Here is an 18,479-nt window from a genome sequence, read left to right as displayed (position 1 = left end):
CGCGGCCGGCCGCCGCCGGTTCCCTGTCCGCCCTTCCCGGCGGTCAGTCCGGGGAGTCGGCCGTCTCCAGCATGGGCACGAGGAACCGCCGGGCCACCGCGGCCAGTTGCGCGTCGTCGTCGAGGTCGACGACGTGACTGGGGATCGCCAGGAAGGACGCGGAGATCCGGACCATCAGCTCGGCCACGAGGTCGGCGTTCAGGTCGCCCGGCACGTGGCCCGCGCGTTGCTCGCGGCGCAGCTGGCCCGCGACGAACTGCCGGACGGTGGCGAGGGTACGGCCCCCGTCGTTGATCATGGAGGGGACGAGCAGATCCGGCTCCGCGGCGATCAGACCGCCAATCAGCGGGTTGCTCCGGATCGCGCGCAGCGAGCTCACGAAGCCCAGGACCACCCGGTCGGCTGCGGTGCGGGCCTGTTCGATATCGATGAGGAACCGGTCGAAATACCGGCGGAACTCCCGGCGTACCACGTGTTCGACCAGCGCGTCCTTCGTGGCGAACCGCCGGTAGACCGTGATCCGCGACACCCCGGCCCGGCGGGCGACGTCCTCCACGGTCGACCGCCGGATCCCCATGCGGCAGAACTGCTCATAGGCCGCGTCGAGTATGCGCGTGCTGGTGTCGTCCATGTCGTCGACCCGCTCGACGGCATCGATGTACGCGCGCTCCAGCAACGACTCCGAGTCCGACGGCGCCATGAGCCCGGACAGCGCAGATTCCACGATCACCTCCTGCACCTGATTCTGCCTCCCCCACTGACAACCGGTGTCGCGGTCTTGTGATGCCCGCCACAGTGTGCTGACATGAGTGATACAGAGATTCATTGTTTGTTTCATCGTATCAGCAAGTGATCTCGACCTCGCGAGAAGGAGGAACGACGGCATGGGCAAACTCAGCAGACGCGACATGCTGAAGGCGGGGGGGACACTGGGCGCCATCGGTGCGCTGAGCGTCGCCACCCCCGCACAGGCACGCGTGTGGACCTGGTCCCCCAGCGGCTCGGTGGCGGGCACCGGGGCGGGCGCCGACCCGCGATGGGTCTGGGACGAGGAGGCCGACCCGCTGGTCGCCTCACTGATCGACCGCGGCGCCGTACCCGAGGTCAACCGGCTGCTGCGGACCTGGACCAAGAACGGCCAGCCGCTGCCGGCCGGGCTCCCGGCGGACCTGCGGGACTTCATGGAGCGGGCCCGTCAGCTGCCGCCGTGGGCCGACCGGGGCAAGCTCGCCACCGCGGTCGAGTTCAACGACAAGCGGGGGATCTACCTCGGCGTGCTGTACGGCTTCGCCAGCGGCATGATGAGCACGGTCATCCCCAAGGAGGCACGCGCGGTCTACTACTCCAAGGGCGGCGCGGACATGAAGGACCGCATCTCCAAGACCGCCAAGCTCGGGTACGACATCGGGTCCCGGAAGGCCTACGACGCCGACGGCGAGATGATCGTGACCTGCGTCAAGACCCGGCTGGTGCACGCCGCCGTGCGCCACCTGCTGCCGAAGTCCCCGCACTGGCAGCGGGCCGCCGACGAGGAGATCCCGATCAGCCAGGCCGACATGATGGTCACCTGGCACAGCCTTCCCACGACCGTCATGAAGAACCTGACCGCCTGGAGGGTGCCGATCCCCGCCCACGAGTCCGCGGCCTTCCTGCACTCGTGGCAGCTGGCCGCGCACCTGCTCGGCATCAAGAACGAGTACATCCCCGCGTCGTGGCAGGAAGCCGACTCCCAGGCCCGACAGGTCCTGGACCCGGTGCTGGCCCCGACGCCCGAGGGCGTCAAACTGGCCGACATCCTCCTCAACCTCGGCGCCGCGATCGACGCCGGCATCCTCAGCAAGCGCGTCCTCGGCGCGTTCACGCGCTTCCTGCTCGGCGACCAGATCGCCGGGTGGCTGAAGATCTCCAGGTATCCGTTCTGGGACGGGATCCTCAACACGCTCTGGGAGCCCTTCATCGCCGTCCGCGAAGGCACGCTCAAGACGTTCCCGGGGACGGAGAACGTCTACTGGCTCTTCGACGAGCTCCTTCGCAAGATCGTCCTGGTCTACCTCTCCGAGGCACGACCGATCAGCATCGAGATCCCGCTGACCAACAACCCGGACCACTGACCACGACACTCGGGAGGAGCCTGGAACGACGGAGCCGAATGGCGACAGGCCGTCCGTCACGTGCCGGTGGGCCGTGGCGGACGGACGTCGAGATCACTGAGGGCGTAGGCGACACCGGTGTCGAGGTCGGTGCCGTGACCGGACCGGAAGGCCCGCCGGTAGGCGTGATCCCCCAGGGCGCCGAGCGCCTGTTTCTCGCAGGCCTGGCGGGCGGCGACCCATTCGGGGATGCCGGCCTGCGGCCTGCCCAGGGTGTCCCAGAGTCGCTGGGCCAGGCCGAGCAACCAGGCCGCCCGTTCGGCACGGCCCGTGTCGGCCGCGGCGCAGGCGAGCACGTCGAGGGCCATCGCCGCACCGAGGCGGTCGCGTAACCGGTGCCTGACCTCCAGCGACGACCGGGCGTAGACGTCTGCGGCGTGGGGCGAACCGCGGGCCAGCTCGGCTCGGGCGAGGAACGCCTCGCAGTAGGCGCGCGCCCAGCGCTCGCCGTACCGTGCGCAGACGGCGCGCAGGTCCTGCAGCGCGGCGACGGCCTCGTCGGTACGGCCGGCGGCGGTGAGCATGATGGCGCGGGCCTGCCGGGCCGAGATCGGGGGCAGGGTCAGCTCGTCCTCCCGCAGTGGTATCTCGGCGATCCTATGGTCGTGTGAGGCCGGTCCTCGGGCCGGGTCGTCGAGCAGCATCGCGGACACGGCCGTCATCAGGCCGTGCTCCCTCAGCCGGGCGTCGCCGAGGCTCTCGGCCGCGGCGACGCATTCGGCGCCCCGGGTCCGGGCGCCCTCGCCGTCGCCCAACGCCACCAGGACCATGCCGCAGGCCCACAGAGCCTGCGTGCGCTCCGGGCTGAGTTCGGTGTCGACGGCCAGCGCCCGCTCCAGGTAGTGCCGGCCCTCCTGGGGGAACCCGCAGCAGATCCAGCAGAACCACAGGTTGCCGGCCAGCTCCGCGGCGCAGTGCTCCTCCGGTTCGGCCAGGGCGAACTCCAGCGCGGCGCGCAGGTTGTCCAGCTCGGCGGTGACCCGGTCGTACCAGGCGAACTGCTCAGGCCCCATCCAGGCGGCGGCGCCCTGACGGGCCAGCGTGCGGTAGTGGTCGCGGTGCCGGCGCCGCATCCTGTCGTGCTCGCCCAGCTGCGCCAGCCAGAACGCGCCGAATTCACGGAGGGTGTCCAGCATCCGGTAGCGCTCCCCGTCGCCGGTGAGCGTCCAGGTGAGCAGGGACTTGTCGGTCAGCGCGGTCAGCAGGTCCGGAATCCGCGCGGCGGGCAGGTGGGCGTCGGCGCACACCTGTGCCGCCGCGTCCGCCTCGAAGGAACCCGCGAAAACCGACAGCCGGGCCCAGAGCAACCGCTCGGCCGGGCTGCACCACTGGTGGCTCCACCCGATCGCGGTGCGCAGGGCCTGATGCCAGGGCGGGTCGGCGGAGTAGGCGGCGGCCTCGGTCTCCAGCGCGGCGAAGCGATCATCCAGCCGCGCGGCCAGCTGCTCCAGCGGCCACTCCCCCAGCCGGGCGGCGGCCAGCTCGATGGCCAGCGGCAGCCCCTCCAGCCGCCGGCAGATGCGCAGCACGGCCTGCCGGTTGCGCACGGTGACGGCGAAGCCGGGCAGTGCCTCGGCCGCCCGTTCGGCGAGCAACGCCACGGCGTCCCCGTCCTCGACCGACAGCGGCTCCAGGGCGAAGGTCTCCTCGGAGGGCGCGCCCAGACGGCGGCGGCTGGTGGCCAGAATGCGCAGGCCCGGCGCGGCGGCCAGCAGGCGCTCGGCGACCGGCGCGCACGCCTCGGCCAGGTGCTCGCAGGTGTCCCACAGCAGCAGCGCCTCCCGGCCTGCCAGGTAGTCGGCCAGCACCTCGATCATCGGGTCGGTGGTCTGGTTGACCAGCCACAGCGCCTCAGCGATGGCGTACGGCAGCGAGGCGCCCAGCTCCAGCGGCGACAACGTCACCCACCAGGCCCCGTCGGCCAGGTCCGGGGCCATCTCGGCGACGGCGCGCAGTGCCAGGCGGGTCTTTCCCACCCCGCCCGGCCCGGTCACCGTCACCAGCCGCGACCGCTCGCACAACCGCCGCAGCTCGGCCAGCTCCGCCCGGCGGCCGACCAGGCGAGTGGTCTCCGCCGGCAGGTTGCCCGTCTCCCTCCGGTCCAGGGGCATGATCGTCACCTGCTCGGGTCGATCCTGCGACCTTTATGCCACCACCTGCAAGAAGGTATCAAGCGGGCGCGGTACGAACCAGCGAACCGGCGTCCGAGCACACGGTCGGATCATTCGGATCACCCCCGCGTCACAGACCGTCACGGCCCGCCGGCCTGTCCTCGACCCGGGTCAGCTCGGTAGCCTCGGCCGGTCCGGCCCGTTGCCGGACACCGGGATGTCGATCTCTCCCTGGATGAAGGCGCGGCTGAACGCGGTCAGTTTGAGATGGTGCGCACGAGCGTGGGCGCGTAACTGCACGAACGCCTGATCGGGGGTCAGGTTCAGGCGCTCGGCCAGCATGCCCTTGGCCTGCTCGATCAGCACCCGGCTGTTCAGCGCGCGCTGAAGCTGCTGGGTGACGCTCTCCTGGTGACGCACCGTGCGCCGGTGCATCAGGCCGATGGTGGCCGCGTCGGCCAGATCCTCTCCCCAGCTGACGGCCTTGACGTCCAACGGCGCCGGGGCGGTGTCCAGCAGGCTGAGCGCGCCGACGGCCTGCTTGCGCCACCTCATCGGCACCGCGTGCACCGCGGCGAAACCGGCCGCCACCGCGGCCGGGGCGAACCGCGGCCAGCGCTCGGCGGCGACCGCCAGATCCGTGCAGGACACCGGCGTCCGGTTCTGATAGGCCTCCAGGGCCGGGCCTTCCTGGCACCGGAGCTGGAGCGTCCCCAGGACGTGGGCGGGTCCGCTGGAGGCCGCCACCATGCTGAGCGGACCGACGGGATCGGCCAGCAGCACGGCACAGGCGGCCACCCCGGTCACCGAGACCCCGTGGCAGGCGAGATTGTCGAGGTAGTCCATGATGTCGAAGTCATCGGCCAGGGTGTCGGCCAACTCCGTGAAGATCCGGCCCACCCGTGGCGGAGGCCGTACCATCTCTCCTCCCCGATCCGTTGGGGTCGCCAGGACGAATCACCTGCTTCTCCGCGCCTTTAGCGCAGAAGGTGCTGTGGCGATGAGAGGGATCCGCACCGGGGGTCGCGCAGATCCTGACGGCTCTTTCCCTCCCTGCGGCCAGCGCGCTCGGGCGGACACGCTTGATGAATGATGTGAATCTGCCCGCCCGGCGCACGTGCAAACAGAACCGGGGGTGGCACCTCGGCCGGAATCCGGGAAATCCGGCCGGGCACGCCGTGGCCGCGGTGCGCAGGCCCGCGCAGGCGGTGCGCAAGCCTCCGGCAAGCGGTACGCCGTACCAATGAGGCACGTACCCGCAGCGAGCAGCACGGCGGGTCTCACCCTCGGGAGTCCACCATGAAACGCCGCACGATCCTCTCGGTGACCGCCGCCCTCTCCTCCGCCCTGTCGTTCACCGCCCTCCCCGCCCACGCCGGCACCACCGGGGCGAACGGCTGCGGCATCCAGCCGTACGGCCTCATCGGCGCCCGCTGGGCCCAGCTCGGCGGCGAGAACGGCAAGCTCGGCTGCCCGACGACAACCGAGCGCGACATCTACCAGAACGGCGTCGGCTGGGCCGGTCGCCGCCAGACGTTCGCCCGCGGCGAGATGGCCTGGTCCCCCAAGAACGGTTCCAAACTGGTGGTGGCCGCCTGGTCGGACCGCGGTTACGCCCACGTCAACTGGCGGACGACCGATCGCGCCTTCGACAAGTTCATCGTCCGCTGGACCAGCGCCGCCGATCCGGACGGTGCCCAGCAGGACATCGTCGGCGGCGTCCGCGGCCGTACCGCCGTCCGCATCCACACCAACAGCGGCTACCGCTGGAACATCAAGGGCTGCGACACCGGGATCTTCGGCTCCGACTGCCAGAAGACCTGGACGATCTCCGTCACCGGCTGACCTCGGCGGAAGGCCGACGGCGGGAGGCGGCGATCGTCCTGGCGCCGACGAGGTCGTCGGCGATCGCGTCGGGGACCTCACGGTCGAATCCGGCCAGGGCGCGCGTCCGGAGGGCGATGAGCGCCGTGGCGGCGATGCAGACCGCGAAGAGCACGTACATGAACCCGATCCCGCGCCCCGGGCCGGTCCCGATGAGCGCGCCGGCGGTGGAGGCCAGCGCGCCGCCCTCGGCGAGCAGCGGCTCGAACAGCGAGCTGACCACGGGGGCCACGACGCCGAACCCGAGCGGCAGCGTGGACCAGGAGATAACCGTGTTCATCGCGAAGACCCGGCCGTGGAAACGCTGCGGCACCTTCACCTGGACGATCGTCGCGTAGATGCCGTTGAGCAGCGTCAGGCACAGGGTCATCCCGAACGCGCCGGCCCCCACCACGACCAGGTCGGCGCGGAGGCCGGTGACGGCCGCGCACCCGCCCAGGGCCAGGGTGAACAGCAGCACGCCGCGCATCCGCAGGACGCGGGGCCCGCCCCACACGCTCATGACCAGGCCACCGAGGAAACCCGCCGCCCCGGAGGCGAAGGCGACCCGGCCGACGTCGTCGAGGGTCGCGAACGACAACACCAGCGGGGTGACCATCAGGAACAGCGGCGACAGGAAGACGTTCAGGCCGGCGAAGAACAGCAGCATGGCCCGGAAACCGGGGTTGCCCCACGAGTAGCGGAACCCCCCGGCGATCTCGGAGAGCAGCGTCTCCCTGCGCCGCCAGGCCATTGCGGCCGGGAACTTGATCAGCAGCAGCGTGCCGATCGCGAAGGTGTAGCTGATCACGTCGAGGGCGACGATGCCCTCCAGGCCGATCAGAGACATCAGGCCGACCGCGACGAGGGGGACCACGAGCTGGGCGGAGGAGTTGACCATCTGCACGACGCCGTTGGCGTGCCCGAGGAGTCGTTTGGGGACGAGCTGCGGGATCGCCGAGGCGTAGGCGAGCCGCTGGAAGGTCAGGGACACCGACAGGGTGACCAGCGGCAGGTAGACGTGCCACACCTGCAGGTTCCCGGTCCACAGCAGCAGCCCCAGCGCGAGCTGGCTGCCGAACGCCCCGACGTCGCCCGCCAGCATCACCCGGCGCCGGTCCATCCGGTCGACGATCGCCCCCGCGAACGGTGTCACCAGTAGTCCGGGCACCAGCGCGAGCACGGCGAACAGGGTGAAGTTCGCCACGGAACCGGTGGTCTGGTAGATCCAGATCGGCACGGCGAACTCGGTGAGCGCCGATCCGAGGATCGACACGAGCTGCCCGGCGGCCACCGCGGCGAAGCGTCGCACGCTGGGCTCCGACACCTCGCCGGACTCGCGCGAACCACCGGGCGCGCCGGGGCCCTGGCCGCGCCGGGAGACCCCGGCCAGCCGCCAGGTGACGTCCGCCGCTCCGGCGTCGGCGGTCCCGGCGGCCGGGGCCCACGACTCGGGCGTGGACGGTACGGCCCGCAGCGCGGGCGCGGAACCGAACGACGGAACCTCCGTGAGGATCCGGGCCAGCTCAGCGGCCCGGTACTTCAGGAAGAAGTGCCCGGCCTCGCGGATGACGACGAGAACGGAGGTGTCCGTCAGGAAGTGCCACTCGCGGTAGCGCTCCTCGTAGAACTCCGTGGCCGGGTCGCGGTCGCCGACCAGGGTGACCAGCGGGGCGCGCAGCCGTGCACCGGTGCCGGTGCCGGTGCCGGTGCCGGTGCCGAGGTCCGTACCGGCGCCAGCGCCAGCGTCGGTGCCGGTGTCCGTGCCCGTGCCGGTGGCGGGGTCGGTGCCGACGACGCCGGTGAAGTACTCCTCGGCGCGTTCGGCCTCCCGGCGCATGTTCCGCACGATGCGCAGGGCGTGCTCGGGTTCGAGGTCGCTCAGGTCCACGCCCATCGAGGCGAGCCAGTTGCCGTAGGCGCGGTCGGAGGAGACGGCCGAGGCCCGCGCCAGCCTGGACAGTCCGCGCATCAGCCGGCCACGCGGCTTGGTGAAGGGGAAGGCCGCGCCGATGCAGACGGCCTCCAGGTCGCGCCCGGCCGCCTCGGCCCGGCGGGCGATCTCCACGGTGAGGGCCGATCCGACGCTGCTGTGGCCGTACAGGACCAGGGGACCGTCCACCCGGCGGATGATCTCCTCCACGCAGCGTTCGGCCAGTTCCTCGAAGGGCAGCGGCTCCTCGTCCAGCCCCAGGTCGTTGCCGGGGACGGCGACCGCCAGCAGCCGGTGGCCCTCGGGCAGCGCCTCGGCCAGCGGGCGGTAGACCAGCGCGCTGGCGCCGCCGTACGGCACGCACACGTACGTCACCGTCGCGGGTCCCGGGGGGGTGAGCTCGTGCAGCAGCGGGCGCCCGGAGCCGTCGTCCGGGCGGTCGACGAGCGCGGCGAGCCGCCGTACCGTGGGGTTGCGGAACAGGTCCATCAGGGACACGCCGTCGCCCAGCTCGCGGCGCATCCTCGCGATCGCCTTGGTCGCCGACAACGAGTGCCCGCCGAGGTCGAAGAAGTCCTCCTCGGCTCCCACCGCGTCGATCCCGAGCACCTGCGACCAGATCTCCGCGATGACGCGTTCGGTCCCGGTGGCGGGGAGATCGGCGGGCTCCCGGCGTTCCGCCTCCGGGGCGGGGAGGGCGCGCCGGTCGAGCTTGCCGTTGGGCGTCAGCGGCAGCCGGTCGAGCACCACCACGGCTTTGGGCACCATGTAGGCGGGGACGCCGTCGGCCAGGCGTTCCCGGAGCCGGGCCGGTTCGGCGTCGCCGACGACGTAGGCGACCAGCGCGTCCCGGTCCACGACGACGACCGCCTGCGCCACGCCGGGCTCCTCGAGCAGGCGGGACTCGATCTCGCCGAGCTCGATCCGGTAGCCGCGCAGCTTCACCTGGTCGTCGAAGCGGCCCAGGAACTCCAGCTGTCCGTCGGCGCGCCAGCGGACCCGGTCGCCGGTCCGGTACAGCCGTTCCCCCTCCACCACGGGGAACCGCTCGGCGGTCAGCTCCGGCCGGTTCAGGTAGCCGCGGGCCAGCCCGGTGCCGCCGATGTACAGCTCGCCGGGCACCCCGGTGGGGACCAGGCCTCCGGCCTCGTCGAACACGTACAGCGAGGTCTCCGCGAGGGGCCGGCCGATGGGCGGGCGCTCGTCGGAGTCGCGGAGCTCCGCGCAGGTGGCGATGACCGTCGTCTCGGTCGGGCCGTAGGTGTTGACCAGCCGGACCGCACCGCCGAAGCGCCGGTGCCAGGCCCGTACGGCCCACGGCTGCGCCTGGTCGGCGCCGAGGATGGTCAGGCGCAGGCCGGGGGGCCAGGCGACGGCGTCGATGTCGGCGGCGAGCTCGTGCCAGTACGGCGTGGGCAGGTCGAGCACGGTCAGTCCGGCCCCCTCCGCCGTGGCCAGGAAGTCCGGCAGGAACTCGCCCCCGCTGGGCAGCAGGGTGAGCGTGGCGCCGGAGGTCAGGCACGGGTAGACCTCTTCGACGTGGGTGTCGAAGCTGACCGAGGCGAACTGGAGCACCCGGTCGGCCGGGCCCAGTCCGTAGGCGTCGCGCATCCAGCGCACCCGGGCCGCCAGCGCGCGGTGGGTGACCAGCACGCCCTTGGGACGGCCGGTGGAGCCCGAGGTGTAGATGACGTACGCGGCGCGGGCGGGGTCGGGGGCGGGCAGTTCTCCCCCGCCCTCACGCGGCTCCGCCGCGGGGTCGAGCCGCAGCACCCCGGCGGGGACGCCGTCCGCCCCGGGATCACCGTCCGCCCCGGAGGCGCTGCCCGTCCCGGGAGCGCTGCCCGTCCCGGGGGCGCCGACCAGGATCCGGGCCTCGCTGTCGGTGAGCATGTAGGCCAGCCGTTCGGCCGGGTAGGCGGGATCGAGCGGCAGGTACGCGGCGCCCGCCTTCCAGACGGCGAGCAGCGTCACGATCAGCTCGGGCGAGCGCTCCAGGCAGACCCCGACGATCGACTCGGGCCCGGCGCCCGCCTCGCGCAGCGCCCGCGCGAGCCGGTCGGACCGCGCGTCCAGGTCCGCGTAGGTCAGCCGGACGCCTCCGTGGCTCAGCGCCGTCGCGTCCGGGGCCGCCGCGACCGCCTCGGCGATCATGCCGGGTACGGTCGCCTCACCGGCGGGGCCGGCGGGGCCGGTGCCCCACTCCAGCAGGCGGGCCCGTTCCTCCTCGCCCAGCAGGTCGACGGCGGACAGCCGTACCTCCGGGTCGGCCGTCACAGCGCGCAGCAGCCGGACGAACCGGTCGGCCAGCGCCTCGATCGTGGACCGGTCGAACAGGTCGCTGCGGTAGCCGAAGCCGAGAGTCAGCCCGTCCGGGTCGCGCCAGGCTTCCAGGGTCACCTCGAACTTGGCCGCGGTGTACCCGGTGTCGAACCCCTCGACGGTCAGGCCCGGCATGCCGGACGCCTGGCGCGGGTCGTCCTGGGTGTGCACGACGAGCATGGTCTGGAACAGCGCCGAGCGGCTGAGGTCGCGTTCGACCTTCAGGTCGGCCATCACCCGTTCGAAGGGGATCTCCTGGTGGGTGAAGGCGTCCATCGCGACCGACCGGGTACGGCCCAGCAGCTCCCGGAAGGTCGGGTCGCCCGTCAGGTCGCCGCGCAGGACCAGCGTGTTGAGGAAGTACCCGATCAGCGGTTCCAGTTCGAGCCGGGCCCGCCCGCCGGTGGGCGAGCCCACGCAGATGTCCTTCTGCCCGGTGTGCCGCATGAGCAGCGTCTGGTAGGCGGCGAGCAGCGCCATGAACAGGGTGCAGCCCTCGTCCGCGGCGAGCCGTTCGAGCCGGGCGGCCGTGGCGGCGTCCAGGCGGCGGCTCAGGGTGTCGCCCTCGGAGGTCTGCACGGGCGGCCGGGGCCGGTCGACGGGCAGGTCCAGGACGGGGGCGTCGGCGAGCTGCCCGCGCCAGTACTCCAGGGAGCGCCGCGCGTCCTCGCCGCGCAGCTGCTCGCGCTGCCAGAGCGCGTAGTCGGCGTACTGGACGGCGAGCGGCTCCAGCGGCGGCTCCCCGTCCGGGGACTCGCCGTCTGCGAGCTCCCCGTTCGAGGATCCGCCGTTCGAGGGCTCCCCGTTCAGGAACGCCTGGTAGACGACGGCCAGCTCGCGCATGAGCAGGGTGATGGAGACGCCGTCGGCGATGATGTGGTGGCACACCAGGCTCAGCACGTGGTCGTCGTCGCCGAGGCGGAGCAGCGCGACCCGGAGCAGCGGCCCGGTCCCCAGGTCGAAGGGGACGGCCACGCGCTCGGCGATCAGCGCCGGGGCGTCGGCCTCCGGCACCTCCAGATACTCCACGTCCAGGGGGGACGGCGGGTCCACGACCTGGACGGGGCTGCCGTCCTCGTCGACGAAGCGGGTACGGAGGATCTCGTGCCGGGCCACGATGTGGTCGAACGCCCGGCGCAGGACCGGGACGTCGAGCGGGCCGCGCCAGCGCTGGGCGAGGGACATGGCGAACGCGCTGTCGCCGGGGTCGAGCTGGTCGAGGAACCAGATCCGCTCCTGCCCGGAGGAGAGCGGCAGGCTCTCCGCACCGGGCGGGCGCGGGACGATCGAGGGCGGGGCCGGGGTGGCGAGACCGCCTCGCAGCCGCTGGGCGAGCAGGGCCTTCTTGGCCGCCGACAACGTGGTCACGGAGTCTCCGTCTCAAGCAGCCGGGCGGCCTCCTCGTCGGTGAGATCGGACAGCTCCTCGATGAGGAGCCGCTCCACCTCCACCGCGAGGCCGGCCACCGTACGGTTAACGAAAAGCGTGCGAATGGGGACGTCGATCCCGATGGAGGCCCGCAGCCGCGCACCGACCCGGGCGATCAGCAGCGAGTGGCCGCCGAGGGCGAAGAAGTCGTCGAACGCGCCGACCCGGCCGACCCCCAGCACCTCCTGCCAGACCTTCGCCACCAGTTCCTCGGCGTCGTTCCGGGGCCTGGTGAACGGCCGGTCGGCGTCGAGGTCCGGGGCGGGCAGCGCCCTGCGGGCGATCTTCCCGCCCGTGGTCACCGGCAGTTCGGGCAGCACCACCCAGACCTCGGGCACCATGTACGGCGCCAGCCCCTCGGCCAGGTGCCGCCGTAGTTCCTCCGGATCGGCGGAGCCCGCGACGTAGGCGACGAGCCGGTCGTCGCGGGCGGTGACGGCCGCCTGGCGCACGCCGGGGAAGGCGAGCAGGCGCTCCTCGATCTCCCCGGGCTCGATCCGGTAGCCGCGGACCTTCAGCTGGTCGTCGAGACGGCCGAGGAACTCCAGCTGCCCGTCCGGCCGCCAGCGGACCCGGTCACCGGTCCGGTAGAGGCGGTCCCCGCCCTCTCGGGTGGCGTCTCCGGTCCGGTAGAGGCGGTCCTCGCCGTACCGGGCGGTCACGAACCGTTCGGCGGTGAGGTCCGGCCGGTTCAGGTAGCCGCGGGCCAGCCCGGCGCCGCCGAGGAGCAGCTCTCCGGGAGCGCCGGGCGGCACGCGGCGACCGCGGGCGTCGGCGACGACCGCCCGGGTCCCGGCGATCGGCCGCCCGATCGGCGGGCGCTCCCCGGCACCGGTCTCGGCCCCAGCCCTGGCCCCGGCGTCGGCGCCGCTTCCGGCAGGGCCGAGGTCGGCCGCGGTCGCGATGATCGTGGCCTCGGTGGGCCCGTAGGTGTTCACCAGACGGACCCGGTCACCGAACCGTTCCCGCCAGCGGGCCACGGCGGAGGCGTGCACCTGCTCGCCGCCGAGGATGACCAGCCGCAACCGGGCGGGCCAGGCCACCTCGTCGATCTGGTCCACCAGCCGGTGCCAGTAAGCGGTAGGCAGGTCCAGCACCGTCACCGCGTCCCCGCGCGGCCCGGCGAGGACCTCGGGCAGCGTGATGGCGCCCCCGGGCAGGAGCTCCAGCGTCGCACCGGCGGCGAGGGCGGGATAGATCTCCTCGGCGTGCGCGTCGAAGCTGAGCGAGGCGAACTGGACCACCCGGTCCCCCGGCCCCAGCCCGTAGTTCTCGCGCATCCAGGCCACCCGGGCGGCCAGGGCCCGGTGCTCCACCACCACGCCCTTGGGGACGCCGGTGGAGCCCGAGGTGTAGATCACATAGGCGGCGTCGTCGTCCCGGACGGGTTCGAGAGCGTCGGAGCCCTCCGTCCCGGGAAGCGGTTCCTCCGGCGGCGCCGGCCCGTCCCCGGGGAGCGCCCCCTGCGGCAGCGCCTCTTCCAGCGACACCACCGGCACGTCCGACGGCGGCGGGGTGCCGGCCCGAGCGGACGTCACCAGCAGGACGGCTCCGCTGTCGGCCAGCAGCAGCCCGGTCCGCTCGTCGGGAAGCTCGGGATCGACGGGCAGGTAGGCGGCGCCGGACCGCCACACCGCCAGCAGCGCCGCCATGGCGTCGGCCGACCGGTCCAGCCGGACCGCGACGACCGTCCCCCGGGCGGCCCCGTGCTCGCGCAGCAGGGCGGCGAGCGCAGTCACCCGGCGGTCCAGGGCGGCGTAGGTCACCGTCTCCGAATCGGAGCTCACCGCGACGGCACCGGGACGGGCGGCGGTCGCCGCGGCGATCAGCGCGGGCACGAGGGGGCCCGCCGGGCAGGGCTCGGCCTCCTCCAGCTCCCGCAGCCGGGCGTCGTCGCCGTCCGTACGGATCGGCAGCGCGGAGAGCGGGCGGCCGGGGTCGGCCGCGATCGCGCCGCACAGGACGGCGAACCGGCCGGCGAGGGCGGCGACGGTCCCCGCCTCGAACAGCTCGGCGTCGTAGCCGAGCGATAGGGAGAGCCCGCCGGCGTCGCGCCGCCCCTCCAGCATGAGGTCGAACTTGGCCTGGCGGAACCCGGCGTCGAAGTACTCCAGGGACAGATCCGCGAAGGTCGTCCGGGGCTCGCCCTCCTCGTCCTGGGTGTGCAGGATGGCCATGGTCTGGAACAGCGGGGTACGGCTCAGGTCGCGCTCCACGTCCAGTTCCGTCAGGAGTCTCTCGAACGGCACCTCCTGGTGGGCCAGCGCCTCCAGGACGGTCGTGCGGGTACGGCGGAGCAGGTCGGCGAAGGACGGGTCACCCGACAGGTCCCCGCGGAGCACGAGGGTGTTGGCGAAGTAGCCGACGACCGGCTCGAACGCCACGTGGTCCCGGCCCGCCGCCGGGGAGCCGACGGTGATGTCGTCCTGCCCGGTGTGCCGGGCCAGCAGCACCTGGTAGGCGGCGAGCAGCACCATGAACAGCGTCGCGCCGTGCTCCTGCCCGAGCCGCTCCAGGTCCGCCGAGAGCCCGGCCGGGAGCCGGAAGGCGTGGAAGCCTCCCGCGTGGGCGGGCACGCGCGGCCGGGGACGGTCGAGCGGCAGGTCCAGGACGGGGGGATCGGCGAGCCGGTCGCGCCAGTAGGCGAGGGCGGCGCCGTCGTCGCGGCCGCGCTGCCAGAACGCCACGTCCCCGTACTGCAGCGGCGGCTCGGCGAGCGCGGGGGCGGTCCCGTCGCGGTGCGCCGCGTACAGGGCGGTCAGGTCGTCGCCCATGACGTTGAGCGACCAGCCGTCCCCCGCGATGTGGTGGAGCACGGAGCACAGGACGTGGTCGTCCTCGGCCAGGCGGATCAGGGTGACCCGGAACGGGGGCGCCGCGGTGAGGTCGAAGGGGGCGTTGGTGCGCTCGGCGACCAGCCTCCGGGCGGTCTCCTCCGGCCGGGCCGCCCCGGCCGGATCCGGGCCGCCGCCCTCCCGGGCCGGGACCGTCCCGGCGGGCGCCTCCCCGGCCCGCTCCCCGGCGAGCAGGTCCACGTACTCGATGACCGGCCCGCCGTCCGGGACCACGACCGCGACCGGGTTGCCGTCCACGTCGGGGTAGCGGGTGCGCAGGATCTCGTGCCGCGCCGCCAGGTCGCGGAAGGCGCGGGCCAGCGCTCCGGTGTCCAGCGCGCCGCCCAGCCGCCAGACGTTGTACATGTTGTAGGACGCGTCGGCGGGGTCGAGCCGGTGCAGGAACCAGAGCCGTTCCTGGGCGGGCGAGAGCGGCGGCGGCGTGCCGGGCGGGCGCGGGCCCGGAACCGCGGCGTTCCCGGTGTTCCCTGCGTTCCCGGTCTCTCCGGCGTTGCCGGCCTCGCGGGGGCCCTCTGTCAGGCGTTCCCGTACGGCCGCCGCGAAGCCGGCGACGGTCGGCCGGGTGAACAGGTCCCGGAGCGGGATCTCCGCGCCGAGCAGCGCCGTCATCCGGGCGGTGACCTTGACGGCCAGCAGGGAGTGACCGCCCAGGGTGAAGAAGTCGTCGTCCGTTCCCAGCCCGGCCGCCCGGGACTCGTCCAGGCCCAGCACCTCGGCGAAGACCTCGGCGACCTGACGCTCCAGCGGGGTCCGCGGCTCCCGGCCCCGGCCGGTGGGCGACCGGTCGGGCGCGGGCAGCGCCTTGCGGTCGATCTTGCCGTTGGGGGTCAGCGGCAGCGCGGGCAGGTGCACGACCACCGCCGGGACCATGATCGCGGGCAGGGTGCGGGCGGCGTGCTCGCGGAGGTCCCCGCGGTCCCCGGAACCGCCGAGGTCCCCGACGACGTAGGCGACCAGGGTGTCGTCGACGACCGCGGCGACCGCGCGGGAGACGCCGGGGTGCGTCTCCAGGACGGCCTCGATCTCCCCCAGCTCGATGCGGTGACCGCGGAGCTTCACCTGGCCGTCGGCCCGGCCGAGATACTCGATCCGGCCGTCGGCCCGCCACCTGACGTGGTCGCCCGTCCGGTACATCCGCGCCCCGGGCGGGCCGAACGGGTCGGCCGGGAAGCGCTCGGCGGTCAGGCCGGGACGGTTCAGGTAGCCCCGGGCCAGTCCCGCGCCGGCGATGAACAGCTCGCCCACCACTCCCACGGGCACCGGCTCGAAGTCCTCGTCCAGCACGTAGACCCGGGTGTTGGCCAGCGGTCCGCCGATCGTCACCGTCCCCGGTTCTCCGGTCACCGGCGCGAAGGTCGACCAGATCGTCGTCTCGGTGGGGCCGTAGACGTTCCACAGGGCACGCACGCGGCTGCGCAGTTCGCGGGCGAGGGCCGGCGGCAGCGCCTCGCCGCCGGTGAGCGCGGTCACCGACGGCAGGTCGAAGCCCGCGTCGAGCATCGCCTGCCAGCCGGACGGCGTCGCCTGGACGTGCGTCACCCCGTGCCCGGAGGCGAGCCCGGCCAGCGCGGACGCGTCGGCGGCCTGCGCGCTCCCGGCGATGACCAGCTGCCCGCCGGTGACCAGCGGCAGGTACAGCTCCAGCGCGGAGATGTCGAACGACAGGGACGTGAGCGCCAGCCAGCGGTGGTCCGGTCCGGCGTCCAGCACCTCCCGCATCGCCAGCAGCAGGTTGACCAGGGCGCGGTGCTCGATGGCGACGCCCTTGGGGCGGCCCGTCGAGCCCGAGGTGTAGAGCACGTACACCAGGTCGCCGGGGGTGGCCAGCGGCGGGGGCGGGGAGGCGGACTCGGCGGCGAACGCCTCCGGGTCCTCGATGAGCAGGGCCGGTACGGTGCCGTGCGGGAACAGGCCGCGCAGGCGCTCCTCCGTCAGCAGCAGCGCGGCGCCCGAGTCCTCCAGCACGTAGGAGAGCCGGTCGGCGGGGTAGTCCGGGTCGAGCGGCACGTACGCGCCGCCCGCCTTCGCCACGGCCAGCAGCGCGGTCAGCGTCTCCAGCGAGCGGCCCGCGCACACGGCGACGAGGACGCCGGGCCGTACTCCCTCGCGCCGCAGCCGGTTGGCCAGCCGGCTGGCCGCCGTCTCCAGCTCGGCGTAGGTCAGACTCCGTCCCTCGCAGCTCGCCGCGACCGCGCCGGGCGCACCCGCGGCGAGGCCCGCGACGAGGTCGTGGAGCGTCGTCTCCGGCAGGGGCGCGGCGGTGTCGTTCCAGGCGGTGAGCAGCCGTCCGCGTTCCGCCTCGTCCAGGCGGGCGATCTCGGACAGGCGGCGGGCCGGGTCCTCGGCGGCGCGGGCCAGCATGGTCGCCAGGTGGCCGAGCATCCGCTCCGCCGTACCGCGGTCGAACAGGTCGGCGTTGTAGACGAGGTCGAGGTCGAGGCGGCCGTCACGGCGGCCGAACTCCAGGGACAGGTCGACGGCCGCCGGGCGGATGACGACGTCGAGGGGTTCGACGGTGAGCCCGGGAAGCGCCGACCGGATGCCCGCGTAGTCGTGCTGGACGATCTGGGCCTGGAAGAGCGGCGTGCGGCTGAGGTCCCGGGGCAGGTTCAGTTCGCCGACCAGCCGGTCGAAGGGGAGCTCGTCCCTGGTGTAGGCGGAGAGCGCTGCGGAGCGGACGCGGCGGAGCAGTTCGGCGAAGGTCGGGTCGCCGGACAGGTCGCCCCGGATCACGAGGGTGTTGAGGAAGAGCCCGATGAGCGGTTCCAGCTCGGGCCGGCCGCGGCCCGCGACCGGTGTCCCGACGCAGATGTCCCGCTGGCCGGAGTAACGCGACAGCAGGACCAGGTAGGCGCTGAGCATCGTGATGAAGGGGGTGCAGCGCGCCTGCCGGGCGAGCCGGTCGAGGCCGTCGCTCACCGGCCGGGGGAGGCTGAGCGTGACGTAGCCGCCGTTGGCGGTCCTGACCGCGGGACGCGGCCGGTCGGTGGGGAGCTCCAGCGTCGGCGGGTCGGCCAGCACCTTCCGCCAGTGGCCGAGGTGCTCCTCCAGCAGGCCGTCGAGGCGCTCGCGCTGCCAGCGGGCGAAGTCGCCGTACCGGATCGGCAGCGGCGGCAGCGGGGACGGGTCCCCGGCGAGGAACGCCCCGTACAGCGCGGCCAGCTCCCTCAGGAACACGCCGACGGACCAGCCGTCCACCGCGATGTGGTGGAACACCACGCACAGCGCGTGCTCCCGCTCCGCCAGGCGCATCAGGGTCATCCGGACCGGCGGCCCGTTCTCCAGGTCGAACCGCCGCTCGATGCGCTCACGGCCGAGCCGGCACGCCTCGGCCACCCGCCCGGCCTCCGGCAGCCCGGTCAGGTCCAGCAGCTCCAGCTCCGGGCCGTCGCCGACGACCTGGACCGGGGCTCCGTCCCGGCTCGGGTGGCGGGCCCGCAGCACCTCGTGACGGGCCGCGATCTCGGTGAGCGCGCGGGTCAGCGCGCCGGTGTCGAGCGGTCCCCGGAGGATCTCGGCGACGAACACGTTGTGCGCGGCACCGCCGCTCCCGCCGCTTCCATCGGCCCCGGCGGTCCCGGCGGCGCCCGCCGCACGGGGCGCGCCGGTGGTTTCACCGGCCCGGTCCAGGCGGTCGAGGAACCACATGCGTTCCTGACCGGGTGAGAGCGGCGACTCGCCGTTCTCGTCGTGGCTCGGACGGATCTCGTCGTGAACGAGGGACTCCATCGCCATCCCTCCTGCCGGCACCGTACGGCCGGCGTTCCGCTGGGGCGTGTCGCGGCAGCAGGATGGCAGACGGACGGGCGGCACCGCA

Annotated in this window: 7 protein-coding genes; 2 read left to right on the top strand and 5 right to left on the bottom strand. The window is 73.5% G+C overall.

The features are described from left to right. Window positions 1-43: 43 nt before the first annotated feature. Window positions 44-700 (bottom strand): TetR/AcrR family transcriptional regulator, encoded by a 657-nt coding sequence (locus tag IEZ08_RS31185; protein WP_189243545.1) that lies wholly within the window; start codon window positions 698-700, stop codon window positions 44-46. Between the two features lie 184 nt (window positions 701-884). Here IEZ08_RS31185 and IEZ08_RS31180 point away from each other — a divergent pair, with 184 nt between their 5' ends. After that, window positions 885-2,111: an oxygenase MpaB family protein gene (locus tag IEZ08_RS31180; RefSeq protein WP_189243537.1), complete on the top strand. Its 1,227-nt coding sequence runs from the start codon at window positions 885-887 to the stop codon at window positions 2,109-2,111. Window positions 2,112-2,167: 56 nt separating this feature from the next. Here the strand turns inward: IEZ08_RS31180 and IEZ08_RS31175 are convergent, their stop codons facing one another. Both IEZ08_RS31175 and IEZ08_RS31170 read right to left on the bottom strand, forming a co-directional pair. After that, a complete protein-coding gene (locus tag IEZ08_RS31175; protein WP_373294391.1) occupies window positions 2,168-4,261 on the bottom strand; it encodes an ATP-binding protein in 2,094 nt (697 codons plus the stop codon). A 171-nt stretch (window positions 4,262-4,432) separates the two neighbouring features. Next, entirely contained in the window at window positions 4,433-5,182 is a 750-nt protein-coding gene (locus IEZ08_RS31170; protein WP_189243535.1) for a GAF and ANTAR domain-containing protein, read from the bottom strand. 378 nt (window positions 5,183-5,560) lie between these two features. Here IEZ08_RS31170 and IEZ08_RS31165 point away from each other — a divergent pair, with 378 nt between their 5' ends. Then, window positions 5,561-6,106 (top strand): LGFP repeat-containing protein, encoded by a 546-nt coding sequence (locus tag IEZ08_RS31165; RefSeq protein ID WP_189243534.1) that lies wholly within the window; start codon window positions 5,561-5,563, stop codon window positions 6,104-6,106. On the opposite strand, the gene IEZ08_RS31160 is transcribed toward IEZ08_RS31165, so the two are convergent. Both IEZ08_RS31160 and IEZ08_RS31155 read right to left on the bottom strand, forming a co-directional pair. Beyond that, complete coding sequence (locus IEZ08_RS31160) at window positions 6,096-11,747, bottom strand: non-ribosomal peptide synthetase/MFS transporter (protein WP_189243533.1); 5,652 nt, start codon at window positions 11,745-11,747, stop codon at window positions 6,096-6,098. The genes IEZ08_RS31165 and IEZ08_RS31160 overlap by 11 nt on opposite strands. Next, a complete protein-coding gene (locus IEZ08_RS31155; RefSeq protein ID WP_189243532.1) occupies window positions 11,744-18,391 on the bottom strand; it encodes a non-ribosomal peptide synthetase in 6,648 nt (2,215 codons plus the stop codon). Before IEZ08_RS31155 ends, IEZ08_RS31160 begins: the two co-directional genes overlap by 4 nt. Between the last annotated feature and the right edge of the window lie 88 nt (window positions 18,392-18,479).

This window comes from Planobispora rosea, assembly GCF_014648175.1.
GTDB classification, from domain to species: domain Bacteria; phylum Actinomycetota; class Actinomycetes; order Streptosporangiales; family Streptosporangiaceae; genus Planobispora; species Planobispora rosea.
This window is presented reverse-complemented; position numbering and strand designations above follow the sequence as displayed.